The following is a 15,313-nucleotide window of genomic DNA, read 5'->3' on the forward strand; positions in this document are numbered from 1 at the left end:
TAATTGGATTACGATCGTAATCCAATTACTGAGGAGGCCCACCATGACCACAAACCAGCCAGTAGCACTCGTGACCGGAGCATCGTCAGGCATCGGCAAGGCGGCCGCGCTCGCGCTCGTCGACGCGGGATTCGAGGTCGTCGGAACGAGCCGCCAAGCCTCCGGGGACGCCCGCCGCGACGGCGTGACGTTCCTCGACCTCGACGTGGCCAGCGACACCTCGGTCGCCAGCGCGGTCGACCGCGTCATCGAAAAGTTCGGGCGGATCGACGTCCTGGTCAACAACGCCGGCATCGGCTCCGCCGGCGCCGGCGAGGAACGCTCCCTCGCCCAGGACCAGCAACTGTTCGACATCAACGTCTTCGGCCTGATCCGCATGACCAAGGCCGTCCTGCCGCACATGCGCGCCCAGGGCCGCGGCCGGATCATCAACATCTCGTCCGTGCTCGGGTTCGTCCCCGCGCCGTACATGGCCGCCTACGCCGCGTCCAAGCACGCGGTCGAGGGCTACTCCGAGTCCGTGGACCACGAGGTCCGCCAGCACGGCGTCCGCGTACTGCTCGTCGAGCCCGCCCAGACCAGGACCGCGTTCGAGGCCAACTCCCCGAAGCCCGCCACGCCTCTGCCGGTCTACGAGCACCAGCGGCAGGTCTTCGAGCGCGTGATGGGCGCGGCGATGAAGGACGGCGACGATCCCGCCACCGTCGCCAAGGCGATCGTCGCCGCGGCGACCGACCCGAAGCCGAAGCTGCGCTACCCCGCCGGGCCGACCGCCGGACGCGTCAGCACCCTGCGCCGCCTCGTCCCCTCCCGCGCCTTCGACCGGCAGATCCGCAAGCTCAACCAGCTGCCCGCCTGACCGACACCCCCATCCCCCGACGCCACAACCTGCACCAGGAGCCTTCCGTGGACCTGTCCACCAGCACCGCCCTCGTCACCGGAGCCAACCGGGGCCTTGGCCGCGCCCTCGCCACCGAACTGCTCGACCGCGGCGCCACCGTCTACGCCGCAGCCCGCAACCCCGACCAGGTCGACCTGCCCGGCGCCAAGCCGATCGCGCTCGACATCACCGACCCCGCCTCCGTCGCCGCCGCTGTCCAGGCCACCGGCGACGTCACCGTCCTGATCAACAACGCCGGCGTCTCCACCGGCGCCAACCTGCTCGCAAGCGACCAGGACGCCATCCGCCTGGAGATGGACACCCACTACTTCGGCACCCTCTCGGTGGTCCGCGGCTTCGCCCCCCAAATCGCGGCCAACGGCGGCGGCGCGATCCTGAACATCCTCTCCGTCCTGTCCTGGCTCAGCTTTCCGCAGGCCGGCGCATACAGCGCCGCCAAGGCCGCGCAGTGGTCGTTGACCAACGCCCTGCGCGTGGAACTCGCCCAGCAGGGCATCCGGGTGGCCGGACTGCATGTCGGCTTCATGGACACCGACATGACCCGGGGGATCACCGAGCCCAAGTCCGACCCGGCCGACATCGCCCGGATCGCGGTCGACGGCATCGCCGCCGACGCCCACGAGATCGTCGCGGACGACCTCAGCCGCCAGGTGCAGTCCGGGCTGGCCGGAGGCGTCGCAGCCCTCTACCCGCAGCTGGCCGGGACCGCCCGCTAGGCAGCACTCAACATGGTGACCACGTGTCAAAGACTCCGCCGCACCGGAGGAAGCGCGACGGTCGCCGGGAAACGAACGGCGAACCCGTCGTGCCGCAGGCGACTCTTCTCACCCATTTCAGGCGGGCCGCTCCGGTATCCGAACCCCCACGGTGGCCAGCACCGCCATCCGCGCTCGCGCTGTCTGGCGTGAGCTCGGATGGCGGTCCTGACCCGAGCAGGTGACAACTTCAGCACCCAGATGGTGACAACCATCGCGCCCAACGGGGCGATGAAGTGCAGGCCACCGGAGGCGCTTGATGACAACTATCTCGCTCAGTCACAGTGCGCCGCCCGCCGTCGGGCTCACCTCGCCCCACCCGGACGACTCCCCCGCAGCCACTCCTCCAGTACCGCGAAATCCGCGTCGGTGAGTGCGTACCGAGGGTCGACTCGGTGCAGCAGGGCGGGTGCCGGGTGATGGGTGGCGACCCAGTCGCGGTCGGCGGCGGTGATCTCGTCGTCGAGCCAGACGAAGGGGCGGCCGTCCGCCCAGGCGACCAGGGGCCGGGTCTTCCAGTGCAGTGGCGCGGGCAGCGCGTCCTCGTCGGGCCAGTCGACCAGCGGCAGCGGGGGCAGGCCCAGCCAGGCCGCGAGGCACACGTTCGCGTCCTCCATCCAGGTCGTGGCCCACACCAGCTCGCAGTCCAGGGCCGTGAGCCGTGCGCCGAGCGCGGGATCGATACGGCTGAGCAGCGGATGGTCGAGGGCCTCGCGCGGCACGGCGAAGCGCGCCCGGTACGACGGGTACGGGCGCGCCGATCCGAACGGGATCAGTGTTCCGTCGATGTCAAGGAAGAGAAGCATCAGGAAGAGGATCGGCGATCGGCGTTCCGAGGGAAAGACGAAAGCGGATCAGCCCTCGTCAGCCCTCGAATCCCTGCTCCGCCAGGATCTTGTCGATACGCGCCCGGTGCGCCGCCTCCCACGCGTCCAGGGACTCACCGGCCTCCTTGGCGAGCCTGCCCCGGGCTGCCGTGAGCACCTCGTCCCGCCGGGCGGCGGGTACGGCGACGACGCCCTCCTCGTCGGCCACGACGACGTCCCCGGCCTCGACCCGTACGCCACCGCACGTCACCGGCGCGCCGAGCGGCCGTACGACCGACTTGGCGCCCGGGATCGGGATGACACCCCGGGCGAACACCGGGAACTCCATCGCCCGTACCTCGGCGAGGTCGCGGATCAGCCCGTCGAGGACGAAGCCCGCGATGCCCTGTCGCTGGGCGACGGCGCAGACGTTGCCGCCCGCGAGCGCCCAGTCCAGGTCTCCGGACTCGACGACGAGGACCGATCCGGGCTCGGCGCGATGGATGGCCGCGTGCAGCATGAGGTTGTCGCCGGGCGCACAGCTGACGGTGAAGGCGGGCCCGGCCACCCGCCCGGCCGGCCCCCACAGTGGGCGGATTCCGATGTCCATGACCTGCCCGTGGCCGAGAAGGTCGGCGAGTGTGGTCGTGGGGACGGCGCTGAAGTCGGTGGCAGTGGCGTCAGTCATACGTCGGACGTTATCGCTGTCGCTCCTGCCCGGACCGGGGTATGCCGACGCCTGCTCAGTGGACCGTTCTGCTCAGTGGACCGCTCCCTGCCGCCAGGGCGGCTCGGCGGCAAGCTCCCACAGATCGTCGAAGTGCTTGATCCACTGACGAAGCTGCCCAGCTGACTTGAGTTGACGAGGGCGCGCGACGGCACCCGCACCGACGAGGAGAGCTCCCGCACCGTGTCGTACAGCACGTAGCCGACCAGACTGAGCAGAGCGCCACCGAGGAACGCCTTGCCTTCCAGGGCGTCGCCGACCGGTTTGATGAACTGGGCGGCCAGCCCCGTGATGAAGATCCCCGCCAGCAGGACCCGGGTCACGATGGGTTCGAGACGTTCCTGGAAGCGCCTCAGCCGTTGTCCTACTCCGTCATCGGTCGATCCACCCGTCCGCCCCGGCATGCCGCCCCCTTGGCCCCCCGACAACCGACGGAACGTCATATTCCCGTGGTCGCACCGGCTTTCGGTGGAATCATGTTCCCCCTAGGCCAGGGCGCGGGCAAGATAGGGGTTCGCTGTGATGCGCGTGGGCAGGCCGAGTGAGGCGGTGGCCGCCGCCAGGGTCATGGCGTACGAGTCCACGGCCCGGCGGACGTTGGGAGCGTCCAGGGCGTCGCCGGTCATCAGACGGTCGAGGTCGATGTACGCGGAGCGCACGATCTCGATCCAGCGGTAGGCGCGCCAGTCCTTGCGCCAGTCGACGGTGTACTTGTCCGGCAGCCCCACCTCCCAGCGGCGGAACATCCGGTCCCGGATCTCCGGACGGGTGGGCGTGAGATGCATGTGCCGGACCAGGTCATAGAGGGGATCGCCGACGATCGCCATCTCCCAGTCGATGATGGTCAGCGCCAGGTCGTCGTCGCGGCGTACGAGGTTCCACGGGTTCAGATCGCCGTGCAGGAGTGCGGGCGCCCGGTGACTCACCTCGTGACGGGACAGAATCTCCCCCAGCCGGTCCGCGTCGGGCAGCCCGAGGAGCCTGGCCAGTTGCTGTGACTCCTTCGGCAACTCCCTTACCAAAGAAACCAGTTGCTCCCGAAGCCAACTGAAGAACCCACCCTCGCCGGCCGCCGGGTCCACCTGTTTGTAGTCGACCCGTGTCATGGCGCAGAGCTGGTCGACCAGCCGGTCTGCCTCGTGCGGGAGCAGGCCGTACACCGGATGGCTCGGCGGCTCGTCGATGTCGCGGTTTCCGACATACGTGTGGATCGCGAAGGGTTCCTTGCGATAGCTCTTGCCCAGGGCGAGAACGCGCGGGGCGGCCACCTCGACACACGACTGCTCGATGGCCCGCAGCACGGCGTGCTCGCTGAGAAAACTGCGCTCACGTCGGCACAGCTGCGCCACCTTGCGCCGCACCACGACCGGGAAGTCGATGTCCGTCACCCAGACGACCGTGTTGAGGTGGGCCGTCCCCTTGAACACCCGGTTGGCAGGTGCGGCACCCTCCGCGATCAGAGCCCGGTCGACCGCTTCGCGCGGGAAGTCGCTGTGCTCCGGAAGGCGCCTGTCCGATCTCCAGTGGACGCCGTACGGGTCCTGTCTCCGGCCACGAATCCTGTCGTCCCGTGAGGCCCGCCAGCGGAACAGGATCCGCTCGATCTCTTCCAGGTTGGGCACGGCCCGCAGCCTGAGCGGCTTGGCCGCGGCCTCCAGGGCACGGCGCACCGCGGCGGTCGCGTCGTCCAGACTCTTCTGGTCGATCGAGCCCTCCAGCGACCTCGCCGCCCGCATCACGTCCGGGTAGACGGACTGCGCCCGCTCGAATTCGACGTAGTGGTGCAGGTCCTTGTCCAGGCCGCTGACGGCCGCCGGGCGGGTCGTCTCCATGGCGTTGGCCCACGCCCCGACCACCTCGTCCCACTGGTGATCCGGATAGTGCATGCGCACCAGGTGCGTCGCGAGTTCGTGCAGGGGGTCCCCGTAGGTCGCCAGCTCCCAGTCGACGCAGATGAGGGGCGGATCTCCGCCGTACGACACGATGAGGTTGTCGCGGTGGAGATCCGCGTGGAGCAGGCTGTACGGCCGCCGTTTCATGGCGGGCACCCGCTCCGCGAACCGGGTCAGGGCGTCCTCGGAAATGCCCAGAGCCGCGAACAGGCCGCCGAAGGCCCGCCAATTGGGCCGTCGGATCTGCTGGTCCGCCTGGTGCGCGAGAGCGTGCAGGAAGCCCTGGCTGTCCTTGTTCTGGGGCCAGGCCATCGGCAGCGCCGGCAGCGCCTCCCTGCGCACCTGGGTCATCTGCGCGAAAAGACCGGCCAGTGCCTTGACCAGGAGAGCGTCCACCGGCTTGTCGTTCCCGCAGATACTGGAGAGAGGCACGCCCTCGACGTAGCTGTGGATCGCAAAGTGCTCCCGCTTGACCAGGCACTCCGGGACATGGGGGAGGATCCCCTTGATCGCCTGGAGAATCTCCGCCTCGTTGTCCCAGGTCCTGATGACCACCGGCAGGGCGTCCTTGCGCCGGACCCGCACCGTCACGGGCGTACCCACCTCACGCCGCAAGAGGCGCGCCATCGGTTCGGTGAGCGGCAGCATGTAGTTCTTGTTGTGGTGCCCGCTGGTCGCCTGCCCCAGCGTCGCAGCGTGACTCATGAACGCCTGATAGGCGTCATCGAGTGTGGCGCGTTCCCCGCGAAAGGGGCGGGGAAGAGGAGGTGCGCCCACTGGCCGCTCCGGGTGCGAAATGGGTGAAGGTAGGGCAAACCGTAAGCTCGCGCTGGATCCTGCGCACACCAGAATGGGGTGCGCGTGACCACAACGGGTGGTGTTCCACCCTTTTGCCCAGAGTCTGCATGAGGTCGTCCGAGATTTATCTGTTCGACATGGTCATACGGACGAAAGCGAGCGATTGCTCAGTCGGTGCGGGCATGCTACAGCACCCCACTGGGCTTCAATCGGGCATCACTGGCATCGTTCACCCCGCCTGCACGGCCTACTCGGAGAGCCGCTCCCAGACCGACTCGAACCAGTCCCGCATGCTGTCCACGAAGACCGAGCCCTGGGAGCTCGGGTCCGCGTCCTTCGCATGGTGGGTCAGGGTGGCACCGAGCCCCAGCACGTCGAGCGCCGTGACCTCGTCCCCGCTGTCCAGGACCACCGGGCGCTCGATGACCTCGTAGAGACCATGCAGGACCTCGGCGCCGTTGAACACGTAGAGCTTGAACGTCGGGGTCAGTGGTGTGTGCCGGATGTCCAGGTCGACCGAGGACACCAGCTTTTCCGCCTGCAGATCGCGCAGCACGTCCCGCAACGAATCCACGTGCCGCTGTGTGATGCGGTGGAGGCGGTCCCGCAACCGCGGATCGTCCTTGTCGTCCTTGATCCGCGGATACGGCAGGTTCAGCGACTCCGAAGGCAGGAGCATCCGCAGGGCGATCCGCTGGGGCGCGATGGCTCTGGCCCGGATCCGTTCCGCCTGCAGCCGGATGTGCGCGTCGAGGGACTCCGAAGTCAACGTGTAGACGTCCAGGGTGACTTCGGGCCGTTCGAAGGCCTCGCTGATCAGCGGTCCCAGTGTCATGGGCTGGCGCGAACGGGTGGCCCTGGCCTTGGTGGACTGGATGCGCTGACTCTTGATGACGCGCGCGTTCGTTCCCTGCCGGTTCTCGATCCAGCCTTCGTTGCCCAGTTCCTGCACCACGCGCTGGACGGTGTCCCGGGAGACCCCGAACTCCCTCGCTAGCTCTCGCTGCGAGGGCAGCAGCGTGCCGAGCGGATACGTCCCGTCCGTCATCCGGATCCGCAACTCGTCGGACACCTGCCGGAACGCCTTGCCGTCACCACTCCGCTTGGCCGTCACACCGCCTACCTACCGCCGTCGGCCAGGCGGCAAACCGGTTTCAGTCAGGCAAGCAGTCCAGCCAACTTGCCGGTTAACGGATCAAGTTGGGCGGGCATGCCTGATAACAGCCGACAACCAGTCAAGGGCATAGTCCAGTTGCCTGGTTCGCCGAATGCGACAGGGGGTGGCAGCCGTGGTCCTCCTCCAGGCTGTGGGAGGCACTGTGCAGGTCGACAATCTGGTTCAACTGGTGGGCGGCGTACTGGGGTTGCTGACCTCGGTGGCGGCCATGTGGCGGGCCCGCTCCGAGGCGAGGGGGGTCGAGGGGCGCGGGGCCCGCTCTAGCCCCGAACCATCTTCAGCAGCGGCTCCAGAGAACCGACGACCGCGTCCGCTCCGGCTTCCATCAAAAGCTTGGCTTTCTGTCCGTTACGCGCGTAGCCGAGGAAAGGAACGCCGGCCTGGAGTGCGGCCTCGAGGTCGGAGGGGGCGTCGCCGATCATCAAGGAGGCCGAAGGGGCGGCGCCCATCGCGCTCAGGGCGCGGTTGAGGCAGTGCGGGTGCGGCTTGAGGTGGTGGAGGTCCTGGGTGCGGCCGTAGATGTGGGGCGTGAAGCAGGAGACCAGGTCCCGGCTCATCAGGTATTTGCGTACCACGCGCGGGGAGTTGTTGGTCGCGATGGCCAGCCGGGAGCCGATCGCCGTCCAGGTCCGTATCAGCGGGTCGGCGTATGCGGTGGGCATGGCCGAGGACGCCGCCCGCAGTTCCTCCTGGGTGAGACGTTCCTCCAGTTCCGCGACCAGGTCACTGCCCGGGTGACGGCGATCGACGGCGCGCAGGACCACGTGAGGGTCCAGGGACTGTCGTTCCGGCTCCGTCAGCAGGCCGTGCAGGCCTCTGCCTTCGAGCCACTCCACCAGTTCGGTCGCCACGCGCTCCGCCGAGTGCCCGGCGAACAGGCGGCAGATCGGGCCGTCGAAGTCCCACAGCACCACGTGGGTGCGCGTGATCAGTTCCCGGATCTTCTCGGTGTCGTGCTCCGTGTCTTCTGCCACCGGTTCAGTCTGCGTCGTATCACTAGTCACTAGGAGAGTGTCAGGTCCGTCGTAATGGTTTCCCAGAGGGCGTCGAACCACTTCTGGGATTCCTCCACGAACGCGGCGTCGCGCTGGCCGGCCTGCTTGGCGAAGGAGAAGAGGACGGAGGCGGAGCCGAGGGCGTCGTACATCTCCAGGGTCTGGCTCTCGTACTCCTCCTCGCGCTCGGTGAGGACGTAGTACCCGAGCAGGACTTCCACCCGGTTGAGCACGTACAGCTTGATCGGCGGGGTGAGGGGCAGGGCGCGGAAGGTGACGTGGACGTCCAGGCCGTGTGTGGAGCGCAGGGCGAGGAGGTTGTGCCGCAGGACGTGGAGCTGCGCGTTGCGCATCGCCAGCCACCGCTGGTGCACCGGGTCGTCGTCGCCTCGGCCCTCGACGAGGACCGGAAAGGCGAGGTTGATCTCCCTGGACGGCACCAGGATGCGGACGTCGATCGACTCGGGGCGGAGGTTGCCCTCATGGATCTGACGCACCGGTTCCCCGAGGGCCAGCATCAGGGTCTCCGCCGTGTGGCATACGACGTCCACGCGCACGTGCGGGGCGGAGAACGCCTCCGTCAGCCGTGGCGCCAGCCCCACCATGGTCGGCTGAGGCTCCCCCAGGGCGGGCGCCGGCGGCTCGGCGATCCGTGGCGGGCTCCCCTTGCTGACGTTGCTGAGCAACCCGTCTTCCTGGAGGGCGCGCAGGGCCTGGCGGACGGTGCCGCGCTCCACCCCGAACTCGTCTGCCAGCTCGGCCTGGGTGGGCAGGCGGTCTCCGGCCTTGAGGTCACCGCTGTTGATCCGTTCCCGCAGGATGTCGGCGATCTCCTGCGGCGTGAGCCTTCTGCTGCCGTTCACTGCCACGTTCTCCTGGGTCACGACCAAACGCTACAACTCGGATCCATCTACGGGGAGTTGTTTGAAACTTGTTTATGAGTAGGTACCAAGTGGGGACAACTTAAGTGAAGTTGGTTGCCAACTCGATCGAGTTGGCGGAAGTTTTGCTTCCTCTCTCCACCCGCCTCGATTCGAGTTCCCACGCAACACCCCCCACCGCACCGTCCCGCCCGCGAAGCCTGAAGGGGGAACCACCGTGCCTGCTCTCGCCCTCCTCTCCGCCATATTCGTCGTCGGCTTCGAACAGGTCGTCAGCTGGAAGTACGGCGCCACCGGCATCATCGGTCTGCTGCTGCTCACCATCGGCATCAAGGCCAAGAACCCGGCCGTCAGCTCCATCGGGGCCGTCGTGCTCGCCCTGCTGGTCGCGGGGCCCGCTCTATGAGCGAAGTAGCAGGCCGCGGCCTGGTCGGTCGCACTGTGGGAGACGTCAGCTCGTGAGCATCAGCTCCGAACTGATCGTCTCCCACAGTGCGTTGAACCACAGGTGGGACTGCTCGACGAAGGTGGTGTCGCGCAGGCCGGCGCCCTGGGCGAAGGCGAACAGCATCGACTGCGTGCCCTCGGCGTCGTACATCTCCAGTTGCTCGTGGTCGATCTCCTCCTCGCGTCGCGTGAGCGTGTAGTACGCGAAGAGCGCCTCCATGCCGTTGAGCAGGTACAGCTTCACGGGCGGGGTGAAGGGCAGGGCGCGGAAGGTGACGTTCACGTCGATGCCGTGCGTGGTGCGCAGGGCCAGCAGGTTGTGCCGCAGGACCTGGCCCTGGGCGTTGCGATGGACCAGCCAGCGGCGCTGCAGCCGGCCGTCGGCGGACGGGTCCACCGGTGTCGGAAAGGCCAGTTCGATGTCGCGGCTGGGCAACAGGACCCGGACGTCCACCTTGGCTGGTTTCAGCTGTCCCGCGTGGATCCGGCGCAGCGGTTCGCCCATGGCGAGGGTCAGGGAGACCGAGGTCAGGCAGAGGGCGTCGATCTCGACGTGCGGGGCCGCGAAGGCGTCCGATATGCGCGGGGCGAGGGACACCATGGTCGGCAGCGGTGGCGCTCCGGGGCCGGTCAGGGCCTTGCCCAGGCCCAGGTCGGAGGCGACGGTCGCCGGGCTTCCCTTGGAAACGTTGGTCAGCAGGTGCTCCGACTGCAGGATCCGCAGCGCCTGGCGTACGGCGCCGCGCTCCACGCCGAACTCGTCGGCCAACCTGGCCTGCGTGGGCATGCGCTGACCCGGCCGCAGCTCACCCGACGTGATGCGGGCGCGCAGCTCGTCGGCCACGTCTCGATGGGACGTCTGGGACGTCTGTGGCTGCCGTGACCTCTTCCGCCCATTGACGGCGGCGTGTTTCGGGTCCACAACCAAACACTACAACTTCCCGCCATCTTTGGGCAGTTCCAGGAAAGGTGGTTATAAGCCGCTTCCAAACGGAGATAAGTACAGTGAAGTTGGTGACCAACTTCTGCAACATGGTCAAACTTCAGGAGGGTTGGCCGCAACCAGGGGTCCGCCTCCCCGTCCCGAAGGAGGGACCGTCATGCCGCTCATCGCTCTCGCCGTCGCCGCCCTCGCCATCGGATTCGAGCAGCTCATCCAGTGGAAGTACGGGCCGATGGGCATCATCGCCTTCGTGGCGCTGTCCGTCGGAATCAAGGCCAAGAACACCACGATCAGCGGCATCGGCGCGGTCATCCTCGTGATGCTGCTCGCCCAGTCCGGCTGAGCCCTACCGGGTTCGTCGTCCCAGGATCCGGCTGGCCGGGCTCCCTTCCGGAGGGGAGCCGGGAGCCCGACCAGTCTGTACCAGCACAGCCACAACCGAACACCGACAACTGAAGAGCTCCGACAGCACAGCCACAACTGAAGAGCACGGCAGCTGAACCGCACAGCCACAACTGAACAGCACGGCAAGTGAAACGGTCAGTCACAACTGAAGAGCACAGCTACGGATGAGTCGTCAGTCGTCGTCGGAAGGAAGGGGCTCAGAACATGTCCGGGCACCACGGTCGCCTGGACGTACGCAGCAGGGCGTCGGCCATTCGGGCGGCGCCCGCTCGTTCTTCCCGCACCCGGCCCAGCGCCGCGAGCCGCACCACCGACTCGTCGCCCAGCCAGAGCCTCGCCAACTCCCCTACTTCCAGGGTGAGTTCGGCGCTCCGAGTGGTCGGTGTGCAGGACGCGCCCTGCGCCGACGCCTCAAGGCGGAAGCGGCCGCCCGCCAGGCCGGCCCGGTCTGCGACCTCCAGTACCAGGGAGCCCGCCCCTTCGTACGTCCGCGACTCCAGCGCCCGTACGACATCCAGGATCCGTACCCACAGCCAGTCCGCGGACGCGGTGATGGCGGCGGCCCTCGGGTCCGGCAGGAAGAGGGGAAGCAGGTCGTCGGGGGCCCGCTGGCCACTCTTGACCTTGGTGACCCAGTCGATGGAGCAGAGGTAGGTCCACAGGGCGCGCTCCGCGGCCGGGGTCGCCGCGGTCAGGTGCCGTACGGTCGCCGTGTTCAGGGGCTTGCCCTCGCCCCACGTGTCCTCGACCTCGTACATGGCCAGTCCCCCGACCTCGCCGTCCGCCGTGCGGTACACGGCGAAGAACGGCTCGGTCCACTTCGGGTCGAGCCGTATGGCGCCCGTGTTGAGCTGCCACCACCAGTCGTCGCGGCTGACGACGCCGGGGGTCGCGCGGCGGACGCGGTCGTGCAGTTCGGGACCGAGTTTGCGTACGTCCTCGGCGTCCACGAGGTCCACACGGCCGCCGTCGTCCGGGCCGGACCAGCGGCGGTCGAGACCGGTGCGCGGGACGTCGACGGTCCACTCGGCGGCCGTGGTGGCGGGGCCGAAGCCGTAGCGTCCGTAGATCGGGTACTCGGCGGCGATCAGGGTGGCCACGGCGTCGCCGCGCTCCTTGGCGCTCGCGAGGTCCTGGCCCATCATGCGGGTGAGCAGGCCGCGGCGGCGGTGGGTGGCGGTGACCGTGACCCCCGAGACAGCGTCGGCGGCCACGAGGGCGCCGCCGACCGCGGTGACCTCCTGGGCGAAGGAGCGGAACGTCGCCACGCAGCGGGCTCCGTCGAAGGCGCCCAGCCAGCGGCCCTGTTCGAACTGGGTGCGGCGGGCTTCGAGATCGGTCTCGGTGACGGTGGGTTCACGCAGGAAGCCGGTGTTCACGGCGCGGAGCCACTCGGGGAGTTCTGCCTCGGTGATCGGGCGGACGTCTATGTCGGAGTGCGCGCGGGTCATGGGATCACGGTAGGTGTCCGGAGGTGGGGTGTCGCGGTGTTTTCTCCCGCCCCCGCCAGGGGCTCACCTGGGGACCCCCGTCAGGCCCAATGGGGACCCAGGGGCTCGTCCTCGTACGCCGGACGGTCGGTCTGCGAGACGCACGACCGGCCGCTCCAGAACACCGCCCGGACCTCCCCAGCATCTTCAGGACCAGGTCCCGGTGGAAGGACTCCCCCGAGTGGCTCGCGGCGGCGAGGGCGAGGGCTCGCCCGACTGGTCGAGGCCCGCCCGCAGGACGCCCGCCGCCTGCATCGGCTTGTTGGAAGAGCGCGGGAAGACCGGGGAGGTCACGTCCCCGAGGGCCAGCTGAACCGACCCGTCCGCGCCCAGCACCACCAGGCTGCCCCGATGCCGGCCCTCGACGAATCCCGAACGTACGACCTCGCAGAGGACGGGCGGTGCGACGGGCTCGGACATCGGCGGTGACCCTTCGGAGGCGTCACATCAGCAGGTCGTCGACCTGCGCTTCCCCCTCACGGTACCGGCGCGCCATCTCACCGCTGCAGTCGTCCGCGGTCCGCTGCAGCCGCTGCCGCCTCAGGGACACCTGCTGCTCGTAGCGGACGAGCCGGCCCATCGCCGTGTTCAGCTCCAGGTCGGTGCGCGCCTGGAGGTCGGAGAGTTCGACCTCGGCGAGCATGTCGGCGGCCAGCCGCCGGTACTCCTCGTTGTGCGGGGTGCCCAGGGTGACGTGGCGGGCGGAGGAGCGGTGACGGGCCGGGGCGTCCGTGAGGATCTCGGACAGCCGCTCGACCACGGAACCCGCGCCCGCCGGTGAACGCCGCGCCAACTCCGCCCGCAGGATGTCGATACGCCCCTGCAGCAGCCGCCGTACGTAGCTGAGATCGGCCTCGTCGCGCTGCGCGTCACGGCGCAGGATGCGCAGTTCGGCGAGGCTCAGCACGGCCAGGTCGTGCGCGGGTGGATCGCAGGGCCGCTGCGGGCTCGGGCTGTCGGTGCGCTGCACGGGCGGCCGCAGGGCCATCCGCTCTCCTGTTCGGATCAGCGAGACAGCCCCAGGCGGCTGCCCGGTACTCGATGTGCTCATGTGCCTCTACCGTCCCCTCGACCGGCGCGTGAAAGCATCGTGCCACCCCAAGTGGTCGCTATGTGAACGAGTGCCCCCGATCGGCCCCAGATGGGGGGTTAAGGAATAAAAAAGAATGCTGGTGCAGTACCCTCCGGGCCGCCCGGCATGATGGGTCGTATGCGAGCAGTGGTGCAGAGGGTGGACGGCGCGAGCGTCGTCGTCGGCGGCGAGACGGTCGGGGAGATCATCGGCGAGGGGCTGTGCGTCCTCGTCGGGGTGACACACGAGGACACCAAGGAGAAGGCGGCCCAGCTCGCCCGCAAACTCTGGTCGATCCGCATGCTGCACGACGAGAAGTCCTGCAGTGACATCGACGCCCCGCTGCTCGTGATCAGCCAGTTCACGCTCTACGGGGACGCCCGCAAGGGCCGCCGGCCCACCTGGAACGCCGCCGCCCCGGGTGATGTCGCCGAGCCCCTCGTCGAGGAGGTCGTCGCCCAGCTGCGGGCGCTCGGCGCGACGGTGCGGACGGGCCGTTTCGGTGCACAGATGCGGGTGTCGCTGACGAACGACGGCCCGTTCACCGTCTTCCTTGAGATCTAGGGTCGATCCAGGCTTGATCTAGGGTTCCACGACGGCTTCCTGCGCGGCAGCCGTGTCCCCCGCCATCAGCCGCGCCTCCACCGGCACGTTCCGCTTCACCAGGGCCAGGGCGACCGGGCCCAGCTCGTGATGGCGTACGGACGTCGTGATGAAGCCGATCTTGCGGCCGTCGGGATCCTCGTCGGCGAGGCGGATCTCCGTGCCGGGGACGGGCAGGTACACCTCGCTGCCGTCCAGATGCAGGAACACCAGACGGCGGGGCGGCTTGCCGAGGTTCTGCACCCGCGCCACCGTCTCCTGGCCCCGGTAGCAGCCCTTCTGCAGGTGCACCGCGCTGCCGATCCAGCCCAGCTCGTGCGGGATGGTGCGGTGGTCGGTCTCGAAGCCGAGGCGCGGGCGGTGGTGTTCGACGCGCAGCGCCTCGTACGCGAGGATCCCGGCCGGCGGGCCGGACTTCTCCGCGTACGCCTCCAGGTCCGCCCGCGGCAGGAAGAGATCGCGGCCGTACGGCGTCTCGCGTACGGCGACACCCTCCGGCACGTCGGCGATCGAACCGGCCGGCAGGTGCACCACCGCGAACTCGGCCGTGCGGTCGGCGACTTCGACCCTGGAGAAGAACTTCATCGACTCCAGGTAGGCGAGGAGCGCGTCCTGCGTGCCGGGCTCGATGTGGGCCCACACCGTCTCGCCGTCGTCGACCAGGTAGAGCGCGTGCTCGATGTGGCCGTGGGCGGAGAGGATCAGCGCCTCGGTTGCCTGGCCGGCCGGGAGGTCGCTGACGTGCTGGGTGAGCAGCAGGTGCAGCCAGCTCAGCCGGTCGTCGCCGGTCACGGTGATGACGCCCCGGTGGGAGAGGTCGACGAAGCCGGTGCCGTCGGCGAGGGCGCGCTGTTCCCGGAACAGTTCGCCGTAGTGGGCGGCGACGCCTTCGTCCACGCCCTCGGCGGGGACGGCGCCGGGCAGGGACAGGAGAGGGCTCTTCATGGGCACAAGCCTACGACTCGGTAGTTGAACTCTTCAGAGAGCTCTGCGGAACCGCCTTCGCCGCGCAGTCCTTGCAGCGGCCGAAGATCGCGAAGTGCTTCATGTCCGTGTCGAAGCCGAACTCGCGGCGGAGCTTGGCGGTGAACTCGGCGGCCACCGACATGTCCGCCTCGATCACGTTCGTGCAGTCGCGGCAGACCAGGTGGATGTGGTGGTGCCGGTCCGCGAGGTGGTACGTCGGCGCGCCGTGCCCGAGGTGGGCGTGGCTGACCAGCCCGAGCTCCTCCAGGAGCTCCAGGGTCCGGTACACGGTGGAGATGTTGACCCCCGACGCCGTCTTCTTCACTTCCGTGAGGATGTCGTCGGGGGTCGCGTGCTCAAGGGTGTCCACGGCTTCGAGGACAAGCTGACGCTGCGGCGTCAGCCGGTAGCCGCGCTGCCTGAGGTCGCTCTTCCAGTCGGTGCTCACCACACCG

The 15,313-nt window shown here is 68.7% G+C and carries 17 protein-coding genes and 1 pseudogene; 5 read left to right on the top strand and 13 right to left on the bottom strand.

What is annotated here, in order from left to right; all coding sequences use genetic code 11:
* Nucleotides 1-43: 43 nt before the first annotated feature.
* The gene (locus OG870_RS21480; RefSeq protein WP_266516886.1) at nucleotides 44-859 is read left to right on the top strand and encodes an oxidoreductase; all 816 of its coding nucleotides are present in this window, start codon (nucleotides 44-46) and stop codon (nucleotides 857-859) included.
* A 47-nt stretch (nucleotides 860-906) separates the two neighbouring features.
* Entirely contained in the window at nucleotides 907-1,617 is a 711-nt protein-coding gene (locus OG870_RS21485; protein WP_266583490.1) for an SDR family oxidoreductase, read from the top strand.
* Nucleotides 1,618-1,961: 344 nt separating this feature from the next.
* On the opposite strand, the gene OG870_RS21490 is transcribed toward OG870_RS21485, so the two are convergent.
* The 7 genes from OG870_RS21490 to OG870_RS21520 all read right to left on the bottom strand — a co-directional run bounded on the left by OG870_RS21490 (nucleotide 1,962) and on the right by OG870_RS21520 (nucleotide 8,941).
* Complete coding sequence (locus tag OG870_RS21490) at nucleotides 1,962-2,462, bottom strand: HAD domain-containing protein (protein WP_266516892.1); 501 nt, start codon at nucleotides 2,460-2,462, stop codon at nucleotides 1,962-1,964.
* Nucleotides 2,463-2,520: 58 nt separating this feature from the next.
* Complete coding sequence (locus tag OG870_RS21495; protein ID WP_327691287.1) at nucleotides 2,521-3,150, bottom strand: RraA family protein; 630 nt, start codon at nucleotides 3,148-3,150, stop codon at nucleotides 2,521-2,523.
* Nucleotides 3,147-3,512 carry a hypothetical protein gene (locus OG870_RS21500; protein ID WP_327691288.1) on the bottom strand — a complete coding sequence of 122 codons (366 nt, stop codon included), beginning with the start codon at nucleotides 3,510-3,512 and terminating at the stop codon, nucleotides 3,147-3,149. Before OG870_RS21500 ends, OG870_RS21495 begins: the two co-directional genes overlap by 4 nt.
* Before the next feature lie 162 nt (nucleotides 3,513-3,674).
* The gene (locus OG870_RS21505) at nucleotides 3,675-5,786 is read right to left on the bottom strand and encodes a phosphotransferase family protein (protein ID WP_327691289.1); all 2,112 of its coding nucleotides are present in this window, start codon (nucleotides 5,784-5,786) and stop codon (nucleotides 3,675-3,677) included.
* Nucleotides 5,787-6,126: 340 nt separating this feature from the next.
* Nucleotides 6,127-6,993: a GntR family transcriptional regulator gene (locus tag OG870_RS21510; protein ID WP_266516903.1), complete on the bottom strand. Its 867-nt coding sequence runs from the start codon at nucleotides 6,991-6,993 to the stop codon at nucleotides 6,127-6,129.
* Nucleotides 6,994-7,316: 323 nt separating this feature from the next.
* Nucleotides 7,317-8,030, bottom strand: coding sequence for an HAD family hydrolase (locus OG870_RS21515; RefSeq protein ID WP_266516905.1), 714 nt, complete (start codon nucleotides 8,028-8,030; stop codon nucleotides 7,317-7,319).
* 29 nt (nucleotides 8,031-8,059) lie between these two features.
* A complete protein-coding gene (locus OG870_RS21520; protein WP_266516908.1) occupies nucleotides 8,060-8,941 on the bottom strand; it encodes a GntR family transcriptional regulator in 882 nt (293 codons plus the stop codon).
* A gap of 208 nt (nucleotides 8,942-9,149) precedes the next feature.
* On the opposite strand from OG870_RS21520, the gene OG870_RS21525 reads away from it, so the two are divergent.
* A complete protein-coding gene (locus OG870_RS21525) occupies nucleotides 9,150-9,338 on the top strand; it encodes a hypothetical protein (protein WP_266516911.1) in 189 nt (62 codons plus the stop codon).
* Between the two features lie 45 nt (nucleotides 9,339-9,383).
* Here OG870_RS21525 and OG870_RS21530 read toward each other — a convergent pair whose 3' ends face one another.
* Entirely contained in the window at nucleotides 9,384-10,307 is a 924-nt protein-coding gene (locus OG870_RS21530) for a winged helix-turn-helix domain-containing protein (RefSeq protein WP_266516913.1), read from the bottom strand.
* Between the two features lie 172 nt (nucleotides 10,308-10,479).
* Between OG870_RS21530 and OG870_RS21535 the strand changes: the two genes are divergently transcribed.
* Complete coding sequence (locus OG870_RS21535; RefSeq protein WP_266516915.1) at nucleotides 10,480-10,665, top strand: hypothetical protein; 186 nt, start codon at nucleotides 10,480-10,482, stop codon at nucleotides 10,663-10,665.
* A 259-nt stretch (nucleotides 10,666-10,924) separates the two neighbouring features.
* Here the strand turns inward: OG870_RS21535 and OG870_RS21540 are convergent, their stop codons facing one another.
* The 3 genes and pseudogenes from OG870_RS21540 to OG870_RS21550 all read right to left on the bottom strand — a co-directional run bounded on the left by OG870_RS21540 (nucleotide 10,925) and on the right by OG870_RS21550 (nucleotide 13,268).
* Nucleotides 10,925-12,178 carry a GNAT family N-acetyltransferase gene (locus tag OG870_RS21540; RefSeq protein WP_327691290.1) on the bottom strand — a complete coding sequence of 418 codons (1,254 nt, stop codon included), beginning with the start codon at nucleotides 12,176-12,178 and terminating at the stop codon, nucleotides 10,925-10,927.
* 166 nt (nucleotides 12,179-12,344) lie between these two features.
* Nucleotides 12,345-12,637: pseudogene (locus OG870_RS21545) on the bottom strand (asparaginase); the annotation flags it as partial.
* A 22-nt stretch (nucleotides 12,638-12,659) separates the two neighbouring features.
* Complete coding sequence (locus OG870_RS21550; protein WP_266516921.1) at nucleotides 12,660-13,268, bottom strand: RsiG family protein; 609 nt, start codon at nucleotides 13,266-13,268, stop codon at nucleotides 12,660-12,662.
* 159 nt (nucleotides 13,269-13,427) lie between these two features.
* On the opposite strand from OG870_RS21550, the gene dtd reads away from it, so the two are divergent.
* Complete coding sequence (gene dtd / locus OG870_RS21555) at nucleotides 13,428-13,853, top strand: D-aminoacyl-tRNA deacylase (protein WP_266516924.1); 426 nt, start codon at nucleotides 13,428-13,430, stop codon at nucleotides 13,851-13,853.
* An 18-nt stretch (nucleotides 13,854-13,871) separates the two neighbouring features.
* On the opposite strand, the gene ygfZ is transcribed toward dtd, so the two are convergent.
* The gene (gene ygfZ, locus OG870_RS21560) at nucleotides 13,872-14,837 is read right to left on the bottom strand and encodes a CAF17-like 4Fe-4S cluster assembly/insertion protein YgfZ (RefSeq protein ID WP_266516926.1); all 966 of its coding nucleotides are present in this window, start codon (nucleotides 14,835-14,837) and stop codon (nucleotides 13,872-13,874) included.
* A gap of 10 nt (nucleotides 14,838-14,847) precedes the next feature.
* Nucleotides 14,848-15,309 carry a Fur family transcriptional regulator gene (locus OG870_RS21565; RefSeq protein WP_266516928.1) on the bottom strand — a complete coding sequence of 154 codons (462 nt, stop codon included), beginning with the start codon at nucleotides 15,307-15,309 and terminating at the stop codon, nucleotides 14,848-14,850.
* Nucleotides 15,310-15,313: the final 4 nt, after the last annotated feature.

This window comes from Streptomyces sp. NBC_00461 (genome assembly GCF_036013935.1).
Taxonomy (GTDB): domain Bacteria; phylum Actinomycetota; class Actinomycetes; order Streptomycetales; family Streptomycetaceae; genus Streptomyces.

Bases quoted from the DNA above. Each gene is read 5' to 3' on its own strand.
- OG870_RS21480 (WP_266516886.1), top strand. From the start codon at position 44: ATGACCACAAACCAGCCAGTAGCACTCGTGACCGGAGCATCGTCAGGC.
- OG870_RS21490 (WP_266516892.1), bottom strand. From the start codon at position 2,462: ATGCTTCTCTTCCTTGACATCGACGGAACACTGATCCCGTTCGGATCG.
- OG870_RS21495 (WP_327691287.1), bottom strand. From the start codon at position 3,150: ATGACTGACGCCACTGCCACCGACTTCAGCGCCGTCCCCACGACCACA.
- OG870_RS21505 (WP_327691289.1), bottom strand. From the start codon at position 5,786: ATGAGTCACGCTGCGACGCTGGGGCAGGCGACCAGCGGGCACCACAAC.
- OG870_RS21535 (WP_266516915.1), top strand. From the start codon at position 10,480: ATGCCGCTCATCGCTCTCGCCGTCGCCGCCCTCGCCATCGGATTCGAG.
- OG870_RS21540 (WP_327691290.1), bottom strand. From the start codon at position 12,178: ATGACCCGCGCGCACTCCGACATAGACGTCCGCCCGATCACCGAGGCA.
- OG870_RS21550 (WP_266516921.1), bottom strand. From the start codon at position 13,268: ATGAGCACATCGAGTACCGGGCAGCCGCCTGGGGCTGTCTCGCTGATC.
- dtd (WP_266516924.1), top strand. From the start codon at position 13,428: ATGCGAGCAGTGGTGCAGAGGGTGGACGGCGCGAGCGTCGTCGTCGGC.
- ygfZ (WP_266516926.1), bottom strand. From the start codon at position 14,837: ATGAAGAGCCCTCTCCTGTCCCTGCCCGGCGCCGTCCCCGCCGAGGGC.